We start from the raw sequence: 22,865 nt of genomic DNA, 5'->3' as shown, positions 1-22,865 counted from the left end.
AGAGGTACGGCACAGCCCGCCCGTACTCCGCATGCGGTACACCACAGTCACGAAAGGGCTCATACATGAACATCCGCCCCGCCACCACCATCGCGGAGCTTCTCGCCGCCGGACATCTCTACGACGGCCCGCCCCGCCCCGAGTGGGCGGCCCGCTTCCTCGCGGCGGACGGCCATCTGATGCTGATCGCGGGCCTGGACGACGCCACCATCGGCACGATCGCGCAGACCCTGCTGCCGCTGAAGTCGGACATCGTCACCGCCTGAGGGCGGGACGGGTGGCGGGGTCCGGGGATGTTCCCCGCAGGCCGGGAAAACAGTGGCGGCGCCACGCGGCCCGCTGTCAGGCTCCTGCCATGAACGCCAAGCGACCCGAAGTACTCCTCATCGGCGGCCGGGCCGGTGCCGGCAAGACTACGGTGGGCTGGGAGGTCTCGGACCGGCTGCGGGCGGCAGGCATCGCGCACGCGATCGTCGAGGGCGACTATCTCGGCCAGGTCCATCCCGCCCCCGCCGGGGACCCGCACTGCTCGGCGATCACCGAGGCCAACCTGACGGCGATGTGGCGGAATTTCGCGGCACTCGGCCATCACCGTCTCGTGTACACGAACACGGTGAGCGTACTGTCCGGCACGGCGCCCATGTTCGAGCGGGCACTGGGCCCCGGCGTCCGCATCATCCGGGCGCTCCTCACCGCGTCGGACGCCACGGCGGTGGCCAGGCTCTCGGCCCGTGAGATCGGCTCCGCCCTGGATCGCGAGGTCGCGGGCAGTGCGCGCAAGGCCCGGCTCCTGGACGAGCATGCCCCGCCGGACACGGCGCGGGTGCCCACGGACGGCCGCACGGTGGTGGAGATCGCCTCGGACGTGCTGGAGCTCACGGGGTGGTGGGAACCGGGCGAGGAGCGCTGAGATCGAGCGGTGTCTCCACGGGCAGCAGAGCGATGGCCCTCTCCCGCTCCCCCGCCCGGACCGCCGCGTGCACCTCTCGGGCCAGAGGTGTGACATCGCGGACGGACACGGTCCATTCATCGGCGTACCGCCGGGCGGCTTCCCCGGAGAGCCCGAGCTGGAGCGAGCGGTACGGAAGCGGGTTCAGGTCCAGATCGCGCTCGGGGTCCCATTGGACGCGCGCGGGAGCGGACCGCAGCGCCTGCTTCCAGGCGTTCTGGTCCTCGTGCACCTCGCGTACGTAGTGCGAGAGTTCGGCGTTCTCCAGCGCCCAGGCGAAGCCGTCGCGGGTGATCTCGACGGCGAGCACGCTCTCCTGGCCCTCCTTCGTGCCCCAGCCGCAGCGGTACATCATCCACAGGAAGCTCGGCTTGATCCACGTCATGCGGTCGCGCTTCCAGGCCGGCGGGAAGCGCCCGTCGCGGGCGGCGGGCAGCCCGATGGCCGGTGGGTAGGCCTGGTAGACGGTGACCGTGGTGGCCGTGTGCTGGGCACGGATCTCGTAACGGGGCGGGTGGGTCCGGTCGTTCATACGCCACAGGATGCGGGACCTCGGCGCGTCACAGCATCTCGTTTTCGCTACGCGGTGCTGCCGGTGGGCCGTGACAGATCCCCCAGGTGTGTGAGCAGCACATCGGCACATGCGCGTGGGGACAGGATCTCGGGGTGCAGGACTGCGCTGAGGCCGAGTCCGTCCAAGAGGGCCGTAAGCCGCTCGCTCTCGAGGTCGAGGTCGAGGCCGGGGCGCAGGGTGTCTGCCGCGTCGAGCCGGGTGAGCACGCGGTGCGTCAGCGTTCTCGTGCCGTTGGCTGCCTGGCTCGACAGGTCGGCGAAGGCCGGGTTGGTGCGGGCGGCGGTGTTGAAGTCCAGGAAGACGGCGACTTCGGCACGGCGGTGTCCGTCGAGCGGCAGAAGTTCGGACAGGAGCCCGGCCGCGAGCTGGAGTTGCTCGGGGCGTGGGTAGCCGCCCAGGTCTCCGATGCGCTCCACGTGTTCGAGCAGCCGGCTGCCTACCCGGTCGAGCATCGACTGCATCGCGAACCGCATCAGATCGTGCTGACTGGCGAAGTAGTGGCGCAGGGAGCCGATGTTGAGCTGGGCCTCGTCGGCGACGGTCCTGAGCGAGGCGCGATGCAGACCTTCGCGGGCTACGACCCGGAACAACGCGTCGACGACGTGGCGACGGCGAGCGACCGGGTCCACATACTTGGGCATGGACCCTTTCTATCACGTCTGTGATACAACGGATGTATCACAGACGTGACAGAACGAGTGGAGGCCTCTTCGTGGAGACGTACCTCAATCTCATGCTCATCAGGTTCGGCCTGGTGGTGGCCGGTCTCGTGGTGCTGGCACTGCTGGTCTTCGCCATCGCTCTGACCCTCAGGCGCAGGGGCAAGCTCGACGAGGTGCGCCGGCACGCGGACCCCGTGGTGAGGGCCGGCCTGCGCGCCGCTGCCCGGCGGCTCGAGGGCCGGACGCACGGGGCGGTCCGGTCCCGGTGGCAGGACGGACGATGATGACAAGCCTCGGAGCGGGCTCGTCGGACCTCCTCCAGCACCTGTTGCTGGACCGTGCGCTCAAGGCTGTCATCGTGGTGGCGGCACTGAGCGTCCTGGCGCTCGGGATGGCGGTGATCTGGCGAAGGACCGGACGGGCGGAGAAGCGCCCTGACTGAGCCGACGGCACCCGGCCGATTTCACAGCTCCGGCCACGCGGTCGAGCCGGCGGCCGGAGTCCGGGGACTACGGGCGCCGCTCAGGCACCGGACGTACCGTAGGCCACCGGTCCAGGACTGCACGGCGCAAGTCCGCCGCGAGAGACCCGAGATGCCGCAGATCCCCGTCGTCCGTGGTCATGTCGGCGACCACCCCGAGCCGGTGGGCAAGTCGTTGGCGGGCGGTCGCCGTGCCCCAGGTCCAGTCCTCGTCCGGGAGCCGGGCCAGGTGGTCGGTGGTGGAGCGGTGGGCGCGCTGGACCAGGGCGTCGCCCCTGATCAGCCAGCCCGCGCAGGCGTCGGCGAGGCCGCTGTCCGGGAGTGGCGTGCCGGTCTCGGTGTGCCAGGCTGTGCGGTAGGCGGCCTCGGCCCGTTCCAGCAGGGGGCCGGATGCTCTCGTGACGCACCAGCAGGTCGGGAAACCGATGCGGAGGTAGGCGAGTTCCATCAGGCCGCTGCCGAGGGACGCCTGCTCGAAGTCGATGAACCTGACACCGTCCGGGGTGTGCAGATCGTTGCCGGGGCACGGGTCGCCGTGGAGCAGCGCGGTTCCCTCCGCCCGGCCGAGGCGGTCCACGAGGGCGTGGAGCTCGTCCCGTACTCCCTGGGTCGCGGCGACCCCCAGGGCCTCGGCCAGCGTGAGGAACGACGTGACGTCGGCGGCCGTCGGGCCCTGCCAGCGGGGCAGCGCTCCCACGTCGCCGGGGCCTGCCGTGGCGTGCAGCCTCGCGAGGGCCGCCGCGTAGTCGACGATCCAGTCGGCGGACGGCCGCCCCTCGTCGAGGTGTTCGAGGACCAGCACCCGCTCGGCCGGGTCGGTGCCGAGGAGTGCGGGCACGACCGGGGTGCCGGACGCCCGGCCGGCGATGCGCAGGGCGGCCACCTCGCGCTCGTACCGCTCGTCGGCCTCAGGACCTGCCACCAGCTGTTTCAGTACGGCCGGGCGCCCCGCGAGCTCGATGCGCCAGACCCGTGAACGGGGACTGCTCTCCAGCACGGTGGGGCATGCGGGCGGGCCCAGGCGGTCCCTCAGGGTCTCACCGAACGGCAGCTGCGGTGTCGTCACCATGCCGTCAGCCTTCCACCCGGGCACCCACCGTGAAGGTGTTACGCGGCTAGAGAGATCCGTTCCGCCATTCCCGGATCAGCAGATATCCGAGGTAGGCGCCGCCGATCGCCATGGTGTAGATGCCCACGGGGAGGTCGTCGAAGAGCGGGAGCTGCTGGGAGCAGAGGTCCGCGAGGACCAGCAGCAGCGCACCGGTCAGCGCGGAGAGCATCAGGTGCGGGCCCGTTCCCCGCGTGACGCGCCGGGCGATCTGCGGCGCGGTCAGGGCGATGAAGGAGATGGGTCCGGCGACCGTGACGGCTGCGGCGGAGAGCGCGATCGCGAGGAGCACGGCCGCGGTCTTGGTCCGTTTCGGTTCGGATCCGAGGCCGGTGGCGATGTCGTCGCCCATCTCGGCGATGTTCAGCCGCCGGGACATCAGGGCGGTCAGCGGGGCCACGGCCAGCAGGACCACCCAGATCATGGTGGTGTCGTCCCAGGAGCGGGCGGTGAGACTGCCGTTGACGTAGGCGGTGAGGGCGGAGGCCTTGTCCCGTTCCATCGCGTAGACGACGTACTGCGTGAGGGCCGTTCCCATAGCGGCCACCCCGATGCCGGCGATGACCAGGCGTGCGGGGTTGCGGAAGCCGGTCCCTGTGGACACATAGACGAGAGCCATGGCCAGGAGCGCGCCGGCGAGTGCGCCGACGACTGCCGGGACGGTGCCGGGGAACATCAGCGCCGAGAAGGCGGCCCCCGCTCCCGCGCCGGCGCCGAGTCCGATGACGTCCGGGCTGCCGAGCGGATTGCGGGTGACGGACTGGAAGAGCGCGCCCGAGAGGCCGAGGGCGGCACCGGTGCCGATGGCGACGGTCAGCCTGGGCCCGCGCAGCCGGTTCAGGACGAAACGGTTCTTCCCTTCGGCGTTCCCGAGGAGCGCGGCCGGCAGATCGGCGAGGCCGACCCCCAGGCGGCCTGCCGTGAGTGTCGCGACGGCGGCGGCCAGCAGAAGCAGCAGGAGTACGGAGGCCGTGACCACCGAGGCGCGGCGGACCGGAACGGCCACACGGGCGCCGATTCTGAGATATCCGCCGTGCGTGGCCGTCTCCACGCCGGACCCGCGTCGGTACGTCATGTGGCAGCTCGCATCCTGCGTACGGCGATGAGCAGCGCGGGAGCGCCGAGGAAGGCGGTCACGACCCCCACCATGAGTTCGCTGGGCCGCATGACGACCCGTCCCACCACATCGGCGAGGAGCAGCAGGGTGGGGCCGAGGATGGCCGAGAAGAGGATCTGGACACGGAAGTCGATGCCGACGAGGGCCCGTACGACGTGGGGCACCGCCAGGCCGACGAAGGCCACGGGGCCGACGGCCGCTGTCGCGGCGGCGCTCAGCAGGGTTGCCGCGACGAGCCCTCCCGCGCGCACCCGGCCCGGGTGTGATCCCAGGGAGGCGGCGGTGGCGTCGCCGAGTGCCAGCGCGTTCAGGCCGGGGCCGAGGCACAGGGCGAGGAGGAGTCCGGCCCCGGCGAACGGGAGCACCGACCACAGGACGTCGAAGTTCCTGCCGCCGAGCGCCCCCACGACCCAGTACCGGTAGCTGTCGAAGACCTCCGGCTTGCTGAGCGTGACGGCCTGGATGAAGGCCATCAGTACGGCGCTCAGTACGGCCCCGGCGAGAACCAGACGCACCACGCTCGTGCCCGACCCCGCCGAGCCGACGAGGTGGACGGCCACCCCGGCGAGCAGCGCCCCGGGCAGTGCCCACCACATGGTCGCGACGGAACCGGAGACACCGAACCAGGCGGTGGCGGCGACGACGCTCGCGGAGGCGCCGGCGTTGATGCCGAGAAGTCCGGGCTCGGCCAGCGGGTTGCGTGAGATGCCCTGCATGAGCGTGCCGGCGACGGCCAGGCACAGGCCGGCCAGGACGCCCAGCGCGGTGCGCGGACAGCGGCTCTCCACCACAGCGGTGACCTCGGGGCCCGCGCCCCCGGTGAGGACGTCGACAACATCACTCACGGAGGTGCTGCGACTGCCGAACATGACACTGGCGCAGAGCGCGCAGGCCAGGGCCGCGAGCCCCAGCAGGAGAAGAGTCGCCCACCGGGCGGCGCGGGTACGGGAGCCGCCCGCGGCGCCCGGTCGCACGACGGTCGTGTCGGCCATCGGAACGGTCCGTCCCCCGCGTCTACTTGCCGGCGGCTTCGACGGCCTTGTCGATGATCGGCAGGTAGCGCTCGATCGTCCAGGGAACGGTCAGCGGGTTGATGATGGAGGACGCGGTGACGAAGGAGTTGTCGCTGCTCGCGATGACCGCGCCCTTCTTGACCGCGGGGATCCCCGAGTACAGCGGCTGCGCCTCGATCTCCTTGCGGGTCTTGTCGTCGCTGTAGAAGGTGAAGACCAGGTCGCTGTCCTTGAGCTTCCCGGCGTTCTCCAGCCCGATGAGCGCGGAGTCGGTGCCCTCCGTCTCCTTGAAGGAGTTCACCACCGGGTCGACGGTCAGCCCGAGCGAGGAGACCATCTTGACGCGCTGCTCCTCGGGCTTGAAGACGCCCAGGGTGCCGGGGCCGGTGGTGTAGATGTACGAGAACGTGACGTTCTTGTAGTCCGGCCGGGTGGCTGCCGCGTCGGCGAGCTGCTTCTCGATCGTGTCCTTGAGACCCTCGGCGTCGTCGGTCCGGCCGAGGGCCTTGCCGATGATGTCGATCTGCTGGTCCCAGTCCGTGCTCCACGCCTGATCGGGGTAGGCGACCGTGGGTGCGATGTCCTTGAGGACGTCGTACTGCTTCTGTGTGACGCCCGACCACGGGGCGAGGATGACGTCCGGTTCCAGCTCCATGATGGCCTCGAAGTCGATCTCCTCACCGCCCGTGAACTGCTTGGGGAGCTTGTCGCCCGACTTCTCGACGGCCTCGTGGATCCACGGGAGGTAGCCGGTCTTGTCGCTGCCCCACTCGTAGCTCTCCATGCCGACCGGCGTCTGCCCGAGGGCTATCGCGGTCTCCGCCGACCCCTGGCCCAGGGTGACGATGCGTTCGGGCTTCTCGGTGATCTCGGCGGTGCCGAGCGTGCTCTTGATCGAGACGGGGAACGCGCCGGCGCTCTTCGCGGAGTCCTTGCTCTTCCCCTCGCCGCTGTCCGTGCCGGACGAGCAGCTGGTGAGGGCCAGCGCCAGGGCGGCGGCAGTGACGGCAAGGACGGAACGGGACAGGCGGGTCGGTCCGGGCATCGGTATTCCCTCGTCAAGTGAAAGGCAGTAAGGCCACCCTAAGTGAGAGATGGGGGTGGCTTCCGGCCACCCCCTCCGTAATGCCCCGCGCTCGTCGGGCAGCGGCCTCAGTGGTTACGGGGAAAGCCCAGGTCCACGCCCGCCGGGGCGTCGGCCGGGTCGGGCCAGCGCGTGGTGACGACCTTGCCGCGGGTGTAGAAGTGCACGCCGTCGTTGCCGTAGATGTGGTGGTCGCCGAAGAGGGAGTCCTTCCAGCCGCCGAAGGAGTGGTAGCCGACGGGCACCGGGATCGGGACGTTGACGCCGACCATGCCCGCCTCGATCTCCAGCTGGAAGCGGCGGGCCGCACCGCCGTCACGGGTGAAGATCGCGGTGCCGTTACCGAAGGGCGAGGCGTTCATGAGGGCGACGCCGTCCTCGTACGTTTCGACGCGCAGGACGCACAGGACGGGGCCGAAGATCTCGTCGCGGTAGGCGTCGGAGTCCGTGGAGACTTTGTCCAGGAGGGACAGGCCGATCCAGTGGCCGTCCTCGAAGCCCTCGACCGTGTGCCCGGTGCCGTCGAGGACGACGTCGGCGCCCTGCGCGGCGGCCCCCGTGACGTAGGAGGCGACCTTGTCGCGGTGGGCGGCGGTGATCAGCGGGCCCATCTCGGAGGTGGGGTCCGCGCCGGGGCCGATCTTGATCTTCTCGGCGCGCTCGCGGATCTTCGCGACCAGCTCGTCCGCGACGGAGTTCACGGCGACGACCGCGGAGATGGCCATGCAGCGCTCGCCCGCGGAGCCGTACGCGGCCGAGACGGCGGCGTCGGCCGCGGCGTCCAGGTCGGCGTCCGGGAGGACCAGCATGTGGTTCTTCGCGCCGCCGAGCGCCTGGACGCGCTTGCCGTTGGCGGAGGCGGTGGCGTGGACGTACCGGGCGATGGGGGTGGAGCCGACGAAGGAGACGGCGGAGACGCCGGGGTGGGCGAGGAGCCCGTCCACGGCGACCTTGTCACCGTGCAGGACGTTCAGCACACCGTCGGGCAGCCCCGCCTCGGCGGCCAGCTCAGCAAGGAGGTTGGCGGCCGACGGGTCCTTCTCGCTGGGCTTGAGGACGAAGGTGTTCCCGCACGCGATCGCCAGGGGGAACATCCACATCGGCACCATGGCCGGGAAGTTGAACGGCGTGATGCCCGCGACGACACCGAGCGGCTGCCGGATCGAGGAGACGTCGACCCGGCTGGAGACCTGCGTCGACAGCTCGCCCTTGAGCTGGGTGGTGATGCCGCAGGCCAGCTCGACGATCTCCAGGCCACGGGCGACCTCGCCCAGCGCGTCGGAGTGCACCTTGCCGTGCTCGGCGGTGATCAGCGCGGCGATCTCGTCGCGGTGGGAGTCCAGCAGGGCCCGGTAGCGGAAGAGGACGGCGGTACGGGCGGACAGCGAGGAGGTGCCCCACGTCGCGTACGCGGTCCTCGCGGCGGAGACGGCGGCGTCGACCTCCTCGGTGGAGGCGAGCGCCACCTGCGTCGTGACGGCGCCGGTCGCCGGGTCGGTGACCGGACCGTAATTGCCCGACGTGCCCTCGACGCTCTTGCCACCGATCCAGTGGTTGACGGTCTTCATGAGCGTGCTCCTTCACAGGTGGCGGCGTCGGGCTGCGATCTGCCGGTCGTACTCTTTCCTGGCCTCGACCGCCGACGGACGGGTCGCGGTTTCGGCTACCGGAACATCCCACCACGCCTGTGCCGGGGGCGGCCCCGACACTGTGTCTGCCGTTCCGGTCTCGACGTAGACACAAGTGGGACGGTCCGCGCCGCGCGCCTCGGCGAGCGCCCGGCGCAGCTCCGCCACCGACCCGGCGCGCAGTACGTCCATGCCGAGGGAGGCCGCGTTGGCGGCGAGGTCGACGGGCAGCGGGGCGCCGGTGAACGCCCCCTCCTCGGTGCGGTGCCGGTAGGCGGTGCCGAAGCGTTCGGCGCCCACGGACTCGGAGAGGCCGCCGATGGAGGCGTACCCGTGGTTCTGGAGGATGACGAGCTTGACGGGCAGGCACTCCTGCACGGCGGTGACGATCTCGGTGGGGTTCATCAGATACGTGCCGTCGCCGACGAGCGCCCAGACCGGCCGGCCGGGTGCCGCGAGCTGGACCCCGAGGGCGGCGGGGATCTCGTATCCCATGCAGGAGTAGCCGTATTCGACGTGGTACTGGTGCGGGGAGCGGGTCCGCCACAGCTTGTGGAGGTCGCCTGGGAGGGAACCCGCCGCGTTGATCAGGATGTCGTCCTCGGTGACCAGCTCGTCCAGCAGCCCGAGGACCTGTGCCTGGGTCGGGCGGGCGTCCGGGTCGCCGGTGGCGAAGGCCGCGTCGACGCGCCGCTCCCAGCGGTCCTTGGCGTCGGTGTACTCGCTCTCGTAGGCGGGGTCGACGTGATGTCCGCGTGCGGCGAGGGCCTCGCTGAGGGCTTCGATCGCGGTGCGGGCGTCACCGACGAGGGGCAGGGCGGCGAGCTTGTGGGCGTCGAAGCCGGTGATGTTCAGGTTGAGGAAGCGGACGGCCGGGTCGGCGAAGAGGGTGCCGGAGGCGGTCGTGAAGTCGGTGTAGCGGGTGCCGACACCGATCACGAGATCGGCCTCGCGGGCGAGCGCGTCGGCCGTGGCGGTGCCGGTGTGGCCGATGCCGCCGACGTCGGCGGGGTGGTCGTGGCGCAGGGATCCCTTGCCGGCCTGGGTGGAGGCGACGGGGATGCGGGTCGCTGCGGCGAACGCGGCGAGGGTCTCCTCTGCTCCGCTGTGGTGGACGCCGCCACCCGCGACGATCAGGGGGCGGCGGGCGGTGCGCACCGCCCGGACGGCCTGTTCGAGCTCGTACGGATCGGGGGCGGGCCTTCGTACGTTCCAGACGCGCGTCGCGAAGAACTCCGCCGGCCAGTCGTACGCCTCCGCCTGCACGTCCTGCGGCAGCGCGAGCGTGACGGCGCCTGTCTCCGCCGGGTCGGCGAGGGTCCGCATGGCCTGCAGGGCGGCCGGGATCAGGGCCTCGGGGCGGGTGATCCGGTCGAAGTAACGGGAGACGGGCCGCAGACAGTCGTTGACCGATACGTCGCCCGAGTGGGGCACTTCGAGCTGCTGGAGCACGGGGTCGGCGGGGCGGGTCGCGAAGGTGTCGCCGGGCAGGAGCAGCACGGGCAGGTGGTTGACGGTGGCGAGCGCGGCGCCGGTGACGAGGTTGGTGGCGCCGGGGCCGATGGAGGTGGTGACGGCGTGGGCGGAGAGCCGGCCGGACTGGCGGGCGTAGCCGACGGCGGCGTGCACCATGGCCTGTTCGCTGCGGCCCTGGAGATACGGCATAGCGGGGCCGGACTCCACGAGTGCCTGCCCGATGCCCGCGACGTTGCCGTGGCCGAAGATGCCCCAGGTGGCGTTGATCAGGCGGTGGCGCCGGCCGTCGCGCTCGGTGTACTGGCGGGCGAGGAAGGCGATGAGGGCCTGGGCGGTGGTGAGCCTGCGGGTGGGCTCCGGGGCGCCGCGGGGCGTGGAACGTGGTGTGGTCACCGGGAGGCCTCCGCTTCGGTGAGCGGCAGCCGTGGGTCGACGGGCTGCGTGGGCCAGGTGTCGCGGATCCAGCGGTGGTCCGGGTGGTCGCTGATCAGCCACTCGCGCTGCTCGCCCGGGCCGGCCATCACGTTCAGGTAGTACAGGGTGCGGCCGGGCGGGGCGATGGACGGGCCGTGCCAGCCGTCGGGGATGAGGACGGCGTCACCCGTGGCGACCTCGGCGAGTACGTCGGTGCCTCCGGGGCGGGACGGGGAGACCCGGTGGTAGCCGAGGCCGTCGCCCTCGACCTCGAAGTAGTAGATCTCCTCGAGCACGGACTCGGTGCCGGGGTGGTGCTCGTCGTGCTTGTGCGGGGGGTACGAGGACCAGTTGCCGCCGGGGGTGAGGACCTCGACGGCGATGAGCCGGTCGCAGTCGAACGTGTCGGCGGCGGCGAAGTTGTTCACCTGGCGTGAGCAGGAGCCGGCACCGCGGAGCTCGACCGGTACCTCCGGCGCGGGGCCGTAGCGAGCGGGGAGTCGTCGCTCGCACTTCGCTCCTGCCAGGGCGAAGCGGCCTCCTGCGCCGGAGGCGATCTGGGCGCGGGCGTCGCGTGGGACATACGCGAAGTCGGTCGCGGCGCTGAACACGTCTTCTCTGCCCAGCAGTTCAAAGGTCTCATCTGCCGTCTGCACCGTACAGCCGCCGGACAACGGCAGGATGATCCATTCACTCCCGCCGGTTACGAGGGTATGAACACCACCTGGTCCGAGCTCCAGGACGCGCAGGCTCGACCGCTCCCACCCGGCGCGCTCCGGGTCGATGTCAAGGGCGTAGGGGCCGCGTGCGGCCTGCCCGGCCCTGAGGTGGTGCCTGTGCTCGTCGGTCGTCGTCATGCCTGATCCCTACCCGTCGTCCGGCTCGTTCACAGAAGTCCTACGGCCGTGTCGACCGCCTCCGCCACGTCGCCGTCGGCGGGGTAGAGCAGCGAACGCCCGACCACCAGCCCCTGGACGGTCGGCAGCCGCAGCGCGCCGCGCCATTTCTCGTACGCCGTGTCGGGGTCGCCCGTGACCTCGCCGCCGAGCAGGACGGCGGGGAGCGTCGAGGCCCGCATCACCCGCTCCATGTCTTCGGGATCGTCGGTGACGGGGACCTTGAGCCAGGTGTACGCGGACGTCCCGCCCAGGCCCGAGGCGATGGCGATGGAGGTGGTGACGGCGGTGGCGCCCAGGTCGGTGCGGAGTCCGGCGGGGGTGCGGTGGCAGAGGAACGGTTCGATGAAGACCGGCAGCCGGAGGGCGGCCATCTCGTCCACGGTGCGCGCGGCGGTGTGCAGGGTGTCCAGGGAGCCCGGGTCGTCGTGGTCGATCCTCAGCAGGAGCTTGCCCGCGTCGTAGCCGTGGCGGGAGAGATCGGCGGGCCGGTGGCCGGTGAACCGGTCGTCGAGTTCGAAGGCGGCTCCCGCGAGTCCGCCGCGGTTCATGGAACCGAGGACGACCTTGTCCTCCAGGGCGCCGAGCAGCAGCAGGTCCTCCAGGACGTCCGCGCCCGCGAGCACCCCGTCGACGCCGGGCCGGGCGAGGGCCAGGGAGAGGCGTTCCAGCAGGTCGAAGCGGTCGGCCATGGCCAGGTCGTCGTCGCCGACCGCGAGGGCCCCGCGGGCCGGGTGGTCCGCCGCGATGATCATCAGGCGTCCGGTGGGGCCGACGAGGGGGCGTCTGCGGCGCGCGGCGGCGGCCTCGGCGACGGCTTCGGGGCGGTGGGCGCGGAGCCGGACGAGATCGACGACGCCTGCTGCGGCGGGCGGGGTCACGGGGTGGCCTCCGAGGGTGCCGCGGCTCCCGTCTCCGCGTCCACCGCGCCGTCGGTGAGGGCCTGTTCGACCTCGTGCGGGAACGGCATCGCGGACGAGCAGGCGAGGCGGGAGGCGACGATGGCCCCGGCCGCGTTGGCGTAGCGCATGACGTGTGCGGTGTCCCAGCCGGAGAGAAGGCCGTGGCAGAGGGCGCCGCCGAAGGCGTCACCGGCGCCCAGGCCGTTGACGACGTCCACGGGGAGGGGCGGGATCTCGGCGGTGGTGCCGTCGCGGTGGACGGCGAGGACGCCGGCCGGTCCCTGTTTGACGACAGCGAGTTCGGGGCCGGCGGCGAGCAGCGCACGGGCGGCCGCGTACGGTTCGCGTTCTCCGGTGGCGATCTCGCACTCGTCGAGGTTGCCGACGGCGACCGTGGCGTGGGCGAGCGCCTCGCGGTAGTGGGCGCGGGCGGCTACGTCGCTCCCGTTCTTCTCCTCGCCCCAGAACATGGGGCGCCAGTCGAGGTCGAAGACGGTGAAGCGCGGAGGCCCGGACGCGTCCGCCGTGCCCCGGGCGCGGAGCGCGGTGAGGGTGGCGGTGCGGCTGGGCTCCGCGCAGAGTCCGGTGCCGGTCATCCAGAAGACCCGGGCGGCGCGTACCGCGTCCAGGTCGAGCTCCTCGCCCCGGATCTCCAGGTCGGGGGCCTTGGGCTGCCGGTAGAAGTAGAGCGGGAAGTGGTCGGGCGGGAAGATCTCGCAGAAGGTGACGGGGGTCGGATACTCCGCCACGGCGCTCACCCACCGGTCGTCCACCCCGAACTCCCCCAGCGCCTGATGGAGATAGTCGCCGAACGGGTCCTGTCCCGTCCGGGTGATCACAGCCGTGCGCCGCCCCAGCCGGGCGGCCGCGACCGCCACGTTGGACGGCGAGCCGCCGAGGAACTTCCCGAAGGTCTCGACCCGGGCCAGCGGTACACCGGTCTGCAGCGGGTAGATGTCCACCCCGATCCGCCCCATGGTGATCACGTCGTACGGCTCAGGCATACGCATCCCTTCGAACCCGGTGCTCCGGCCCGGCGCATCGTCCCGGGAGTCGTCCACGGCCGGGCGGCCGCTCCCAGGTCTAGCCCTCGCCCGGAACCCTGTCAACACTTTGTCCGGACATTCGGACGAACTCTTGACACTCTTTCCCGAGGGCTGGAGGGTGGGCGATATGACCTCCTCCGTACCCTCTCCGGCCCGCATCCGCATCGGTTCGGCACCCGATTCGTGGGGAGTGTGGTTCCCCGACGATCCGCAGCAGGTGCCCTGGGAGCGATTCCTCGACGAGGTCACCGAAGCGGGCTACGAGTGGATCGAGCTCGGCCCCTACGGCTATCTGCCGACCGATCCCGCCCGTCTCGCGGACGAGACCGCCCGCCGGAATCTCGCCGTCTCCGCGGGCACCGTCTTCACCGGATTGCACCATGGCCCGGCGGTCTGGGACCGGACCTGGGAGCATGTCGCGGACATCGCGGCGCTCACCCGGGCGATGGGGGCCGAACATCTGGTGGTCATCCCGTCGTTCTGGCGGGACGACAAGACGGGCGAGGTGCTGGAGGACCGCACACTCACCCCTGCGCAGTGGCGCGACCTCACCACCCAGACGGAACGCCTGGCCCGTGAGGTCCGGGACCGCTACGGGCTGCGGATCGTGGTGCACCCGCACGCGGACACGCACATCGACAGCGAGGAGAACGTCAACCGCTTCCTCGAGGCCACCGACCCCGGCCTGGTCTCCCTCTGCCTCGACACGGGCCACTACGCGTACTGCGGCGGGGACAGCGTGAAGCTCATCAGGACCTACGGAGAGCGGATCGGCTATCTGCATCTCAAGCAGGTCGACCCGGCAGTGCTCGCCGACGTCGTGGCGAACGAGGTGCCGTTCGGTCCGGCCGTGGCGCGCGGCGTGATGTGCGAACCACCGGGCGGAGTGCCCGCCCTGGAGCCCGTGCTGGACGCCGCGCGCGCCCTGGACACCGACCTGTTCGCCATCGTCGAGCAGGACATGTATCCCTGCCCGCCGGACAAGCCTCTGCCCATCGCTCGCCGCACCCGGGAGTTCCTGCGCGTCTGCGGGCCCGCGCGGCCGTCCTCCTGACTCGCCCCCTCAGCCCCACGGCCCCCTCCTGCCGCAGCAGTCACCTCTCTGTCACGTATGTCCGCGTTCAGCTAGGCCTGTGTCACGGGCTCGCGACTCCCCCTGCCCGGCCCAGGCCCCTCTCGTTCACCGGACAGAGGCGCACGGACGTACAGAGAGGTGTCATGCATGACGGACCGAACACTCTGGTCGTACAAGGACATTGCGGCGCACATCCGGGTCCAGCCGGACACGATCCGTTCCTATCGCAAGCACGGGCTTCTTCCGCCTCCCGACGACGTCCGGCACGGGAAGCCCTACTGGTACGTGGAGACCGTCCTCGCGTGGATCGCGTCCCGGCCAAGCAACCGGGGCCGATGAGCCCGGGCGGATCCGGACCGCTCAGACCCCCTTCGCCGGTTCGGTGATCGGCCCCGCCTCCCGTGGTCCGGCGCACGCCGCCCGTCTCCTGACCAGCAGCACGAGTGTGACCGGTCGGGCGCCCTGGAGGATGACACGCCCGATGGAGACGCCAGGACGCGAAAATACCCCCTAGGGGTATAGTTGGGTGTACGGACAGGCGCACGGGGATTCACTGGCACCCCTCGCGTCACATCCGGCACACTCGATCCGTACCTGCGAAGAGGAGAACGTCATGACCGCCGAGACCGACACACCCCGGACCGCCGGCTCCTGCTGCTCGTCCACCGGCTCCTGCAACGACGGGGCGGCAGACGTCCAGGCGGGCGGCGTCACCACGGTGTACGAGGTCAAGGGGATGACCTGCGGTCACTGCGAGGGAGCGGTGTCCGAGGAGATCTCCGGGATCGAGGGAGTCACCTCGGTGCAGGCCGAGGCCGCCACCGGCCGGGTGACCGTCGCGTCCGCGGCACCCCTGACCGACGAGGCCGTACACGCGGCCGTCGACGAAGCGGGCTACGAGCTCGTCGGCCGCGCCTGAAGCGACCCCTCCGGACCGGCGCCGCGATCGACGGGGGCCGCGCACCGGTCCCCTCACGCCGGTTCATGAAGATCTCAAGGTGGCCCCTGCCGCTGACCACCCGCCGAGGCGTACCCTGTGGACCATCAGAAGCAATCCCTCCCGGGCTTGCGGCCACAGCGTGACCGCACTGCCGCACACAGCGTTCAGGCTGCTCAGCGCCATGATCGCGGGTGCGGCGACAACACCCTCACCGGCCCACATCGCGACGGAACGGCCTGGGGTTGTGCTCCTTCACATGATTTCCACAAAGAGACTTAGATCACACCGATTCGAGGGTAACCATCTGATGGGTTGGTGAGTCTAAGAGTGCGATGCCAGGGATGTCTTGGGGGACGTTCCACGGAGTGTCTTGGGGGACGCTCCGGGCAGGCGTTGGCCGGGGCACGTGCACCGGGGAGCTTTGAGCGGCCCTCCCGTGCGTACGTACCCCGGCGGCCGCACAGCAGGACCGAACTGAATACGCACCACCGGATAACAAGGGAGTTCAGGCTCCCGCGCAGACGCCCGGCCGGATCCCGTGGGGGGAATCCGCTCCGGGATATGGGAAGCGCCCCGTCCGTCGACCCGTGGGGGGATCGGCAGACGGGGCGCTTCTCGCGTTCCTGGCCGGGGGGCGTCGGCGGCCGTGTCCCCCACGTGGGGGACGGCCAGGTGTCCACCGCGAGGTGACGATCACGTGCGACGGAATCCGTAGCGTTCCGGGCAACGGCGGAACACCGGCGGAGCAGGGACGACAGTCCGCTCCACCGACCGGCCTCGCCGATTCCCCACCCTTTCCCCGCTCGGAGGACACCATGGCCCGCAAGATCACGATGACCGCCCTGGCCGCACTGTGCTGCGCCGCGCTCGGCGCAGGACTTGTGGCGTGCGAGGAGCCCACCGAGGACGGGTCGCAGCCCTCGTCCGCCGCATCCGCGGCCGGGACCGACAAGCCCGCGTTCTCCGGGACGAAGAAGATCCGCGTCGAGGGCCGTTCGGTGAACGTCTCCTGCTCCGGCGAGGCGGTGGCGGGGAGGCCCGTCGTCGTTCTGATGGCCGGCCTCGGTGACAGCCTGGCCAAGATGGCCGACCTCCAGAAGACCTTGAGCGCGAAGGACCGGGTCTGCTCCTTCGACCGCCTCGGCCAGGGTGCGAGCGACAAGCCGACGGGCCCGCAGACCGTCGCCGACAGCGGAAAGGTCCTCACCGGCGTGCTCGGCCAGGTCGCCGCCGACGGCCCCGTCGTCCTGGCCGGACACTCCCTGGGCGGGCTGCTCGCCGCACGGTACGCCCCCGACCACCAGGGCAAGGTCAAGGGCCTGGTCCTGATGGACGCCACATCGCCGACCACGAACGCAGACATCGCGAAGGTGATTCCCGAGTCGGCCACCGGCCAGGGCGCCGAACTGCGGGCGGGGACCCTCGCGGTGAACGAGGGACAGAACCCGGAGATGCTCGTGAACCCCGACGCGGAGGTCCGCTCCGCCGGAGACATCCCGGTGGAGGTCATCCAGCACGGCGTCCGCTACCTCGGCGAGGTGCCGACGTACGGGGGCGGCCTGGAGCAGGTGTGGTCCGCCGGCCAGAAGCAGTGGCTCGGGGTCTCCACCGGCGCCGGGCTCAGCACCGCCGCGAAGAGCGGCCACGAGATCTACGTCGACCGGGCCGACCTCGCAGTCAAGGCCATCCAGCGCGTCACCACCCAGGCCGCGGGCTGACCGGCCGCCCCTCCCCCGGGCCGTCGGCCCCCCGAACGCCGAATCGCCCCGTACACCGCGCTCGGTGAGCGAGCGCGGCACGGGGCGAAGGCAGTGGGCATCAGAGGCCCGGTACATCGCGGCTCCGGCGAGGCGGAACCGGCGAGTTGTCGGGCGTCAGCGGCCCTCGACCGGGACGAAGTCGCGCAGGACCTCGCCGGTGTAGATCTGGCGCGGGCGACCGATGCGGGATCCCGGCTCCTTGATCATCTCGTGCCACTGGGCGATCCAGCCGGGCAGCCGGCCGATCGCGAACAGCACGGTGAACATCTCGGTCGGGAAGCCCATGGCGCGGTAGATCAGGCCCGTGTAGAAGTCCACGTTGGGGTAGAGGTTGCGCGAGACGAAGTAGTCGTCGGAGAGCGCGTGCTCCTCCAGCTTGAGCGCGATGTCGAGCAGCTCGTCGGACTTGCCGAGCGACGACAGCACGTCGTGGGCGGCAGCCTTGATGATCTTGGCGCGCGGGTCGAAGGACTTGTACACCCGGTGGCCGAAGCCCATCAGGCGAACGCCGTCCTCCTTGTTCTTCACCTTCTGGATGAAGGAGTCGACGTCGCCACCGTTGGCCTGGATGCCCTCGAGCATCTCCAGCACCGACTGGTTGGCGCCACCGTGCAGCGGGCCCCACAGGGCCGAGATGCCGGCGGAGATCGAGGCGAACATGTTCGCCTGCGAGGAGCCGACCAGGCGCACGGTGGAGGTCGAACAGTTCTGCTCGTGGTCCGCGTGCAGGATGAGCAGCTTCTCGAGCGCCGAGACGACGACCGGGTCCGGCACGTACTCCTGGGCCGGGACGGAGAAGGTCATGCGCAGGAAGTTCTCGACGTAGCCGAGGTCGTTGCGCGGATAGACGAACGGATGACCGATCGACTTCTTGTACGCGTACGCCGCGATCGTCGGGAGCTTGGCCAGCAGCCGGATCGTCGAGAGGTGACGCTGCTCCTCGTCGAACGGGTTGTGGCTGTCCTGGTAGAAGGTGGACAGCGCGCTGACGACCGAGGACAGCATGGCCATCGGGTGGGCGTCGCGCGGGAAGCCGTCGAAGAAGCGCTTGACGTCCTCGTGCAGCAGCGTGTGCTGGGTGATCTCGTCCTTGAAGGCCGACAGCTCGTCGACCTTGGGAAGGTCACCGTTGATCAGCGTGTACGCGACCTCAAGGAACGTCGAGCTCTCGGCGAGCTGCTCGATCGGGTAACCGCGGTACCGCAGGATGCCCTGTTCGCCGTCGAGATACGTGATGGCGGATTTATAGGCGGCTGTGTTGCCGTATCCGCTGTCCAGCGTGACCAGGCCCGTATTGGCCCGGAGCTTCCCGATATCGAAGCCCTTGTCGCCGACGGTGCTGTCGATCACCGGGTAGGTGTACTCGTCATCGCCGTACCGCAGTACTACAGCGTTGTTGGTGTGCTCGCTCACGTCATCCCTCACCGACGTAGTGCCTCTTCTTCGAGGTGCCCTGACTGTCTCCACCCTCCCCCATTTGGCGCAGGAGAGTGCACTCGGGGTCGTCCATTGGACCTACCGGCGGCACTGAGTGCCGCCAACTTCCTCATCCTGCCCCCTCCCCTCCGGTTCCGGAAGGGCTCAGTGACGTATCCCACCGTTTTGATCGATCATTTTTCCGGGAAGTCTCCGGGCGCCTCGCCACGGAGCCGGAAATCCAGCGCCGTGCAGCGCCTGCCTGCGGAAACCGTGCGGACTGCCTGGCCGATGGCCTTGCGCGAACCGACCAGTACGACCAGCTTCCTGGCTCGGGTCACCGCGGTGTACAGCAGGTTCCGCTGCAGCATCATCCAGGCACTGGTGGTGACCGGAATGACGACCGCCGGGTACTCGCTGCCCTGCGAGCGGTGGATGGTCATCGCGTAGGCATGGGCGAGTTCGTCCAGTTCGTCGAAGTCGTAGGCGATCTCCTCGTCCTCGTCCGTGCGAACCGTCAGCGTCTGTTCGTCCGCGTCGAGACCGGTGACGACACCGACCGTACCGTTGAAGACGCCGTTCTCACCCTTGTCATAGTTGTTCCTGATCTGCGTCACTTTGTCACCGACCCGGAAGACCCGGCCGCCGAACCGCTTCTCGGGCAGGCCGGGGCGGCCCGGGGTGATGGCCTGCTGGAGCAGTCCGTTGAGGTGGCCCGCACCCGCGGGACCACGGTGCATCGGGGCGAGGACCTGCACGTCACGGCGCGGATCGAGCCCGAACTTGGCGGGGATACGACGGGCCGCGACGTCCACGGCGAGCACCCCGGCGTCCTCCGTCTCGTCCTCCACGAACAGGAAGAAGTCGTCCATCCCCTGGGTCAGCGGCGGCACCCCGGAATTGATCCGGTGGGCGTTGGTGACGACGCCCGACTTCTGGGCCTGCCGGAAGATGGTGGTCAGCCGGACCGCCGGGACGGGGCTGCCATCGGCGAGCAGATCCCGCAGCACCTCCCCGGCGCCGACCGAGGGCAGCTGGTCCACATCGCCGACCAGCAGGAGGTGGGCACCGGGTGCCACCGCCTTGATCAGCTTGTTGGCGAGCAGCAGATCGAGCATCGACGCCTCGTCGACGACGACCAGATCGGCGTCCAGCGGCCGGTCACGGTCGTACGCCGCGTCCCCGCCCGGCCTCAGCTCCAGCAGCCGGTGCACGGTGGACGCCTCGGCCCCGGTCAGCTCCGAGAGCCGCTTCGCGGCTCGCCCGGTGGGGGCGGCCAGCACCACCTTCGCGTTCTTCGCGCGGGCCAGCTCGACGACCGAGCGGACGGTGAACGACTTCCCGCAGCCGGGGCCGCCCGTCAGCACGGCGGCCTTCTCGGTGAGAGCGAGCCGGACGGCCGCCTCCTGCTCGGGCGCCAGTGTCGCCCCCGTACGCCCGGCGAGCCAGGACAGTGCCTTGGCCCAGTCGACGTCCCCGAAGGCCGGCATCCGGTCCTCCGGCGTACGCAGCAGACGCCGCACCTGGGCGGCGAGGGAGATCTCGGCACGGTGGAAGGGGACCAGATAGACGGCGGTGACCGGCTGCCCGTCCTCGGGACCCGGCACCTTCTCCCGTACGACCCCCTCAGGGTCCTCCGCGAGCTCGGCCAGGCAGTCGATGACGAGGCCGGTGTCGACCTGGAGCAGCTTCACGGCGTCGGCGATCAGCCGCTCCTCCGGGAGGAAGCAGTGCCCCTGGTCCGTGGACTGCGACAGGGCGTACTGGAGTCCGGCCTTGACCCGCTCCGGACTGTCGTGGGGGATCCCGACGGCCTGGGCGATGCGGTCGGCGGTGAGGAAGCCGATGCCCCAGACGTCGGAGGCCAGCCGGTAGGGCTGGTTCTTCACGACGGAGATCGAGGCGTCCTCGTACTTCTTGTAGATACGGACGGCGATGGAGGTGGAGACGCCGACGGTCTGGAGGAAGACCATGACCTCCTTGATCGCCTTCTGCTCCTCCCAGGCCGCGGCGATCATCTTCGTCCGCTTCGGCCCGAGGCCCGGGACCTCGACGAGCCTCTTGGGCTGCTGCTCGATGATGTCCAGGGTGTCGACGCCGAAGTGGGTGGTGATGCGGTCGGCCATGACCGGCCCGATGCCCTTGATCAGGCCGGAGCCGAGGTAGCGGCGGATGCCCTGGATGGTGGCGGGCAGGATCGTCGTGTAGTTCTCGACGGTGAACTGCTTGCCGTACTGCGAGTGCGAGCTCCAACGCCCTTCCATCCGCAGCGACTCACCGGGCTGCGCGCCCAGCAGCGAGCCGACGACGGTGAGCAGGTCGCCCGCCCCGCGCCCGGTGTCGACGCGCGCGACCGTGTACCCGTTCTCCTCGTTGGCGTACGTGATCCGCTCCAGGACGCCTTCGAGGACAGCCATGTTCGGCATGGTGGACATGGATCCGACGGTATCGGGTGGGGCTGACACCGGAAGCCGCTGCCCTTGACACGACCCACTGGCACCATGAGCGGTACCAGTGGGCCAGGGAAGAGGTTCGTCATGTCGATAACAGCCGGCGAAGCCAGGAAGAACCTCTTCCCGCTGATCGAGAAGGTCAATGAGGACCACGCCCCCGTGCACATCACCTCCCGTGCGGGAAACGCGGTCCTCATGTCCGAGGAGGACTTCGCCTCCTGGCAGGAGACGATCTGTCTGATGCGCTCGACGGCGAACGCCCGTCGGCTTCTGGAGTCCATCGCCGAGGTCGAGGCAGGCGAAACGGAGTACCACGAGCTCATGGATCTCCCGCGCGCCGGCGGCAACGGCAACGAGGGGTGAAGCTCGCCTTCAGTTCGCGCGGCTGGGCGGACTACACCTTCTGGTCCGCTGCGAGGTGACCTCAGCGGCTACTGGTCCCGTCGCGTCGACGACGAACACCGCCTGGTCTGCAAGGCGACGGAGTCCGAGCTGATCATCGTGCAGGCCCGCTACCACTACGGCTGACCCACCAGCAGCGAAACCGTGTCAAGCGGTTGGCGTACCTTTCCATGCCTGCGGCCGTCCACTCCACGGGACCGGTGCCTTCCCGAGGGAGCGCAGCAGCAGCGGCAGTGACCTGCGCAGTTCGCGTTCCCAGTAGAGGGGGTCGTGTGTTCCCCGGTAGAAGTGCGTGGTCAGGGGTGTGCCCTGGCGGCGGAGGCGGTCCGCCACCATGTGGCTCTCCTCGCCCATCAGGGCTTCGGTCGGCGAGATGACGTCCTCGGGGAAGGGCTGTGCCGGGTCCTCCAGGCCGGGGATCTCGGGGTCGGGCTGTACGTCCTCGGGATCGAGCGCGCCGGCTCTGCCGTCGCCGCTGGAGAGGTAGACGGGCGTGTGGCGCAGCCGCGGGGCGAGATGGTAGGGATCGTGCGCCTCCCAGACATCCCGTTGGGCCACCGGGGTTCCTGGCCGCGTACGAGAGGGCCCCGAACCCTCCCTGGGACTCCCCGGCCGCCGCGCGGCGTGTCCCCGCCCCGTAGTGGCGTTCCAGGAGCGGGCGTACCTCGCGCAGGTGGAAGGTCTCCACGGCGCGCGGTCCGTCCTCGGCCGGTCGCCGCCAGTCACTGTAGAAGCCGAACAGGGGCATGGAGGGCATCACGACCAGGGTGTCGCGCAGTTCGGGCAGGTTCTGAACCTCGTACTGCTCGGTCCAGGTGAGATGGTCCCCGTCGCCGCCGGCCAGCAGGTAGAGCACCGGCCACCTGTCACCGGGGCCGCGTTCCTCCCAGCCGTCCGGGGTGAGCAGCCGTACGGCGGCGTCCGCCGCCAGGGCCGGGGAGCGGACCGTCAGATCGACGAGACGCTCACCGGCGGGCCGCTCCTCGATGACTCGGGCGCCGACGTCACGCTCCGTCCGCGCGGCGGCTCCGGCCGGCCGGGCGGCGGGCACGGTCACGACGGCGGCGCCGAGCGCGCTCGTCGCGAGCAGGGCGGTCAGGGCGCGGCGTAGGCCTCGGGTCCGGTGCATGACTTCTCCTCGCTCAGGTGGCGTGTGGGACAAGACGGCTTGCCCCAGGAAGAAGTTGACCGACAAGCGCCCGATCCACCCCGGAGAAGACCCTGAATCACCGGTCCGCGTCGTGGGAGCACTCCGGCGGCGGCCTGTCAGCCTGGCGGCCATCGAGGCCTGTGCCTTCGGGTTCACCCCGGTGCTCGGCCGGGAACGCGAACACACCCCCGACCGGGAACAGATCACGGTACGTCTCCCACACGTCCGGCCCGAGGCTCTCGCCGGTCCACTCACCATCGCCACAGGACCGGTCCGGCAGTACCGCGAGCCGTCCGGTGCCCCGTCCCCCGCACCCCTG

24 protein-coding genes and 2 pseudogenes are annotated in these 22,865 nt (G+C 70.4%); 11 read left to right on the top strand and 15 right to left on the bottom strand.

Annotated features, from left to right (window positions below; genetic code table 11):
* The first annotated feature begins 65 nt into the window (after positions 1-65).
* Both ACIREO_RS03865 and ACIREO_RS03860 read left to right on the top strand, forming a co-directional pair.
* Positions 66-266, top strand: a complete 201-nt coding sequence (locus tag ACIREO_RS03865; protein WP_404104606.1) for a hypothetical protein — start codon at positions 66-68, stop codon at positions 264-266.
* A gap of 89 nt (positions 267-355) precedes the next feature.
* On the top strand, positions 356-910 hold the full coding sequence (locus ACIREO_RS03860; protein ID WP_404104603.1) for a hypothetical protein: 555 nt from the start codon (positions 356-358) through the stop codon (positions 908-910).
* On the opposite strand, the gene ACIREO_RS03855 is transcribed toward ACIREO_RS03860, so the two are convergent.
* Entirely contained in the window at positions 876-1,481 is a 606-nt protein-coding gene (locus tag ACIREO_RS03855; protein WP_404104600.1) for a DUF4291 domain-containing protein, read from the bottom strand. The two genes, ACIREO_RS03860 and ACIREO_RS03855, sit on opposite strands and share 35 nt — an antisense overlap.
* Positions 1,482-1,528: 47 nt before the next feature.
* Positions 1,529-2,164, bottom strand: a complete 636-nt coding sequence (locus tag ACIREO_RS03850) for a TetR/AcrR family transcriptional regulator (RefSeq protein WP_404104597.1) — start codon at positions 2,162-2,164, stop codon at positions 1,529-1,531.
* Positions 2,165-2,235: 71 nt separating this feature from the next.
* Here ACIREO_RS03850 and ACIREO_RS03845 point away from each other — a divergent pair, with 71 nt between their 5' ends.
* Complete coding sequence (locus ACIREO_RS03845; protein ID WP_404104595.1) at positions 2,236-2,469, top strand: hypothetical protein; 234 nt, start codon at positions 2,236-2,238, stop codon at positions 2,467-2,469.
* A complete protein-coding gene (locus ACIREO_RS03840; protein ID WP_404104593.1) occupies positions 2,469-2,627 on the top strand; it encodes a hypothetical protein in 159 nt (52 codons plus the stop codon). Before ACIREO_RS03845 ends, ACIREO_RS03840 begins: the two co-directional genes overlap by 1 nt.
* A 67-nt stretch (positions 2,628-2,694) precedes the next feature.
* Here ACIREO_RS03840 and ACIREO_RS03835 read toward each other — a convergent pair whose 3' ends face one another.
* From ACIREO_RS03835 to iolC, 9 genes are all read right to left on the bottom strand, one after another.
* Positions 2,695-3,735 (bottom strand): aminoglycoside phosphotransferase family protein, encoded by a 1,041-nt coding sequence (locus ACIREO_RS03835; RefSeq protein WP_404104590.1) that lies wholly within the window; start codon positions 3,733-3,735, stop codon positions 2,695-2,697.
* A 46-nt stretch (positions 3,736-3,781) separates the two neighbouring features.
* A complete protein-coding gene (locus ACIREO_RS03830; protein WP_404104588.1) occupies positions 3,782-4,849 on the bottom strand; it encodes a FecCD family ABC transporter permease in 1,068 nt (355 codons plus the stop codon).
* Positions 4,846-5,883 (bottom strand): FecCD family ABC transporter permease, encoded by a 1,038-nt coding sequence (locus tag ACIREO_RS03825; protein ID WP_404104586.1) that lies wholly within the window; start codon positions 5,881-5,883, stop codon positions 4,846-4,848. Before ACIREO_RS03825 ends, ACIREO_RS03830 begins: the two co-directional genes overlap by 4 nt.
* 22 nt (positions 5,884-5,905) lie before the next feature.
* Entirely contained in the window at positions 5,906-6,949 is a 1,044-nt protein-coding gene (locus ACIREO_RS03820; RefSeq protein ID WP_404104583.1) for an iron-siderophore ABC transporter substrate-binding protein, read from the bottom strand.
* 107 nt (positions 6,950-7,056) lie between these two features.
* On the bottom strand, positions 7,057-8,556 hold the full coding sequence (locus tag ACIREO_RS03815) for a CoA-acylating methylmalonate-semialdehyde dehydrogenase (protein WP_404104580.1): 1,500 nt from the start codon (positions 8,554-8,556) through the stop codon (positions 7,057-7,059).
* Positions 8,557-8,568: 12 nt separating this feature from the next.
* The gene (gene iolD, locus ACIREO_RS03810) at positions 8,569-10,485 is read right to left on the bottom strand and encodes a 3D-(3,5/4)-trihydroxycyclohexane-1,2-dione acylhydrolase (decyclizing) (protein ID WP_404104578.1); all 1,917 of its coding nucleotides are present in this window, start codon (positions 10,483-10,485) and stop codon (positions 8,569-8,571) included.
* Positions 10,482-11,363: a 5-deoxy-glucuronate isomerase gene (gene iolB / locus ACIREO_RS03805; RefSeq protein ID WP_404104576.1), complete on the bottom strand. Its 882-nt coding sequence runs from the start codon at positions 11,361-11,363 to the stop codon at positions 10,482-10,484. The genes iolD and iolB overlap by 4 nt, the downstream gene beginning before the upstream one ends.
* Before the next feature lie 29 nt (positions 11,364-11,392).
* Positions 11,393-12,283, bottom strand: coding sequence for a deoxyribose-phosphate aldolase (locus ACIREO_RS03800; RefSeq protein ID WP_404104574.1), 891 nt, complete (start codon positions 12,281-12,283; stop codon positions 11,393-11,395).
* The gene (iolC, locus tag ACIREO_RS03795; RefSeq protein ID WP_404104571.1) at positions 12,280-13,308 is read right to left on the bottom strand and encodes a 5-dehydro-2-deoxygluconokinase; all 1,029 of its coding nucleotides are present in this window, start codon (positions 13,306-13,308) and stop codon (positions 12,280-12,282) included. Before iolC ends, ACIREO_RS03800 begins: the two co-directional genes overlap by 4 nt.
* Before the next feature lie 169 nt (positions 13,309-13,477).
* Here iolC and ACIREO_RS03790 point away from each other — a divergent pair, with 169 nt between their 5' ends.
* The 4 genes from ACIREO_RS03790 (at position 13,478) to ACIREO_RS03775 (ending at position 17,083) form a co-directional block, all read left to right on the top strand.
* A complete protein-coding gene (locus ACIREO_RS03790; RefSeq protein ID WP_404104568.1) occupies positions 13,478-14,404 on the top strand; it encodes a sugar phosphate isomerase/epimerase family protein in 927 nt (308 codons plus the stop codon).
* A gap of 168 nt (positions 14,405-14,572) precedes the next feature.
* A complete protein-coding gene (locus ACIREO_RS03785; protein ID WP_404104565.1) occupies positions 14,573-14,764 on the top strand; it encodes a helix-turn-helix transcriptional regulator in 192 nt (63 codons plus the stop codon).
* A gap of 274 nt (positions 14,765-15,038) precedes the next feature.
* On the top strand, positions 15,039-15,344 hold the full coding sequence (locus ACIREO_RS03780; protein ID WP_404104563.1) for a heavy-metal-associated domain-containing protein: 306 nt from the start codon (positions 15,039-15,041) through the stop codon (positions 15,342-15,344).
* A gap of 836 nt (positions 15,345-16,180) precedes the next feature.
* Positions 16,181-17,083: an alpha/beta fold hydrolase gene (locus ACIREO_RS03775; protein ID WP_404104560.1), complete on the top strand. Its 903-nt coding sequence runs from the start codon at positions 16,181-16,183 to the stop codon at positions 17,081-17,083.
* A gap of 156 nt (positions 17,084-17,239) precedes the next feature.
* Here ACIREO_RS03775 and ACIREO_RS03770 read toward each other — a convergent pair whose 3' ends face one another.
* Positions 17,240-18,538 carry a citrate synthase gene (locus tag ACIREO_RS03770; protein ID WP_404104558.1) on the bottom strand — a complete coding sequence of 433 codons (1,299 nt, stop codon included), beginning with the start codon at positions 18,536-18,538 and terminating at the stop codon, positions 17,240-17,242.
* 197 nt (positions 18,539-18,735) lie between these two features.
* Positions 18,736-20,967 carry an ATP-dependent RecD-like DNA helicase gene (locus tag ACIREO_RS03765; protein WP_404105722.1) on the bottom strand — a complete coding sequence of 744 codons (2,232 nt, stop codon included), beginning with the start codon at positions 20,965-20,967 and terminating at the stop codon, positions 18,736-18,738.
* 111 nt (positions 20,968-21,078) lie between these two features.
* Between ACIREO_RS03765 and ACIREO_RS03760 the strand changes: the two genes are divergently transcribed.
* Together ACIREO_RS03760 and ACIREO_RS03755 are read left to right on the top strand one after the other, a co-directional pair.
* On the top strand, positions 21,079-21,357 hold the full coding sequence (locus tag ACIREO_RS03760; protein ID WP_404104555.1) for a type II toxin-antitoxin system Phd/YefM family antitoxin: 279 nt from the start codon (positions 21,079-21,081) through the stop codon (positions 21,355-21,357).
* A 45-nt stretch (positions 21,358-21,402) separates the two neighbouring features.
* Positions 21,403-21,522: pseudogene (locus ACIREO_RS03755) on the top strand (Txe/YoeB family addiction module toxin); the annotation flags it as partial.
* A 21-nt stretch (positions 21,523-21,543) separates the two neighbouring features.
* On the opposite strand, the gene ACIREO_RS03750 reads toward ACIREO_RS03755, so the two are convergent.
* The gene (locus ACIREO_RS03750; protein ID WP_404105769.1) at positions 21,544-21,954 is read right to left on the bottom strand and encodes a hypothetical protein; all 411 of its coding nucleotides are present in this window, start codon (positions 21,952-21,954) and stop codon (positions 21,544-21,546) included.
* Between the two features lie 58 nt (positions 21,955-22,012).
* A pseudogene (locus ACIREO_RS03745) lies at positions 22,013-22,303 on the bottom strand (hypothetical protein); the annotation flags it as partial.
* Here ACIREO_RS03745 and ACIREO_RS03740 point away from each other — a divergent pair.
* Positions 22,217-22,507 (top strand): hypothetical protein, encoded by a 291-nt coding sequence (locus tag ACIREO_RS03740; protein WP_404105767.1) that lies wholly within the window; start codon positions 22,217-22,219, stop codon positions 22,505-22,507. The pseudogene ACIREO_RS03745 and the gene ACIREO_RS03740 overlap by 87 nt on opposite strands.
* Positions 22,508-22,865: the final 358 nt, after the last annotated feature.

This window comes from Streptomyces sp. NPDC102441 (assembly GCF_044765585.1).
In the GTDB taxonomy this organism is placed as follows: domain Bacteria; phylum Actinomycetota; class Actinomycetes; order Streptomycetales; family Streptomycetaceae; genus Streptomyces.
The sequence above is the reverse complement of the archived record's forward strand: the minus strand, read 5'-3'. Positions and strand labels throughout refer to the sequence as shown.

What these genes read in the sequence shown, in the direction of transcription:
- ACIREO_RS03775 (WP_404104560.1), top strand. Translation starts at nt 16,181, where the DNA reads ATGGCCCGCAAGATCACGATGACCGCCCTGGCCGCACTGTGCTGCGCC.
- iolB (WP_404104576.1), bottom strand. Translation starts at nt 11,363, where the DNA reads ATGACGACGACCGACGAGCACAGGCACCACCTCAGGGCCGGGCAGGCC.
- ACIREO_RS03865 (WP_404104606.1), top strand. Translation starts at nt 66, where the DNA reads ATGAACATCCGCCCCGCCACCACCATCGCGGAGCTTCTCGCCGCCGGA.
- ACIREO_RS03765 (WP_404105722.1), bottom strand. Translation starts at nt 20,967, where the DNA reads ATGCCGAACATGGCTGTCCTCGAAGGCGTCCTGGAGCGGATCACGTAC.
- ACIREO_RS03860 (WP_404104603.1), top strand. Translation starts at nt 356, where the DNA reads ATGAACGCCAAGCGACCCGAAGTACTCCTCATCGGCGGCCGGGCCGGT.
- ACIREO_RS03815 (WP_404104580.1), bottom strand. Translation starts at nt 8,556, where the DNA reads ATGAAGACCGTCAACCACTGGATCGGTGGCAAGAGCGTCGAGGGCACG.
- ACIREO_RS03850 (WP_404104597.1), bottom strand. Translation starts at nt 2,164, where the DNA reads ATGCCCAAGTATGTGGACCCGGTCGCTCGCCGTCGCCACGTCGTCGAC.
- ACIREO_RS03855 (WP_404104600.1), bottom strand. Translation starts at nt 1,481, where the DNA reads ATGAACGACCGGACCCACCCGCCCCGTTACGAGATCCGTGCCCAGCAC.
- ACIREO_RS03830 (WP_404104588.1), bottom strand. Translation starts at nt 4,849, where the DNA reads ATGACGTACCGACGCGGGTCCGGCGTGGAGACGGCCACGCACGGCGGA.
- ACIREO_RS03835 (WP_404104590.1), bottom strand. Translation starts at nt 3,735, where the DNA reads ATGGTGACGACACCGCAGCTGCCGTTCGGTGAGACCCTGAGGGACCGC.
- iolC (WP_404104571.1), bottom strand. Translation starts at nt 13,308, where the DNA reads ATGCCTGAGCCGTACGACGTGATCACCATGGGGCGGATCGGGGTGGAC.
- ACIREO_RS03760 (WP_404104555.1), top strand. Translation starts at nt 21,079, where the DNA reads ATGTCGATAACAGCCGGCGAAGCCAGGAAGAACCTCTTCCCGCTGATC.
- ACIREO_RS03840 (WP_404104593.1), top strand. Translation starts at nt 2,469, where the DNA reads ATGACAAGCCTCGGAGCGGGCTCGTCGGACCTCCTCCAGCACCTGTTG.
- ACIREO_RS03790 (WP_404104568.1), top strand. Translation starts at nt 13,478, where the DNA reads ATGACCTCCTCCGTACCCTCTCCGGCCCGCATCCGCATCGGTTCGGCA.
- ACIREO_RS03820 (WP_404104583.1), bottom strand. Translation starts at nt 6,949, where the DNA reads ATGCCCGGACCGACCCGCCTGTCCCGTTCCGTCCTTGCCGTCACTGCC.
- ACIREO_RS03740 (WP_404105767.1), top strand. Translation starts at nt 22,217, where the DNA reads ATGGTCCCCGTCGCCGCCGGCCAGCAGGTAGAGCACCGGCCACCTGTC.
- ACIREO_RS03785 (WP_404104565.1), top strand. Translation starts at nt 14,573, where the DNA reads ATGACGGACCGAACACTCTGGTCGTACAAGGACATTGCGGCGCACATC.
- ACIREO_RS03780 (WP_404104563.1), top strand. Translation starts at nt 15,039, where the DNA reads ATGACCGCCGAGACCGACACACCCCGGACCGCCGGCTCCTGCTGCTCG.
- ACIREO_RS03825 (WP_404104586.1), bottom strand. Translation starts at nt 5,883, where the DNA reads ATGGCCGACACGACCGTCGTGCGACCGGGCGCCGCGGGCGGCTCCCGT.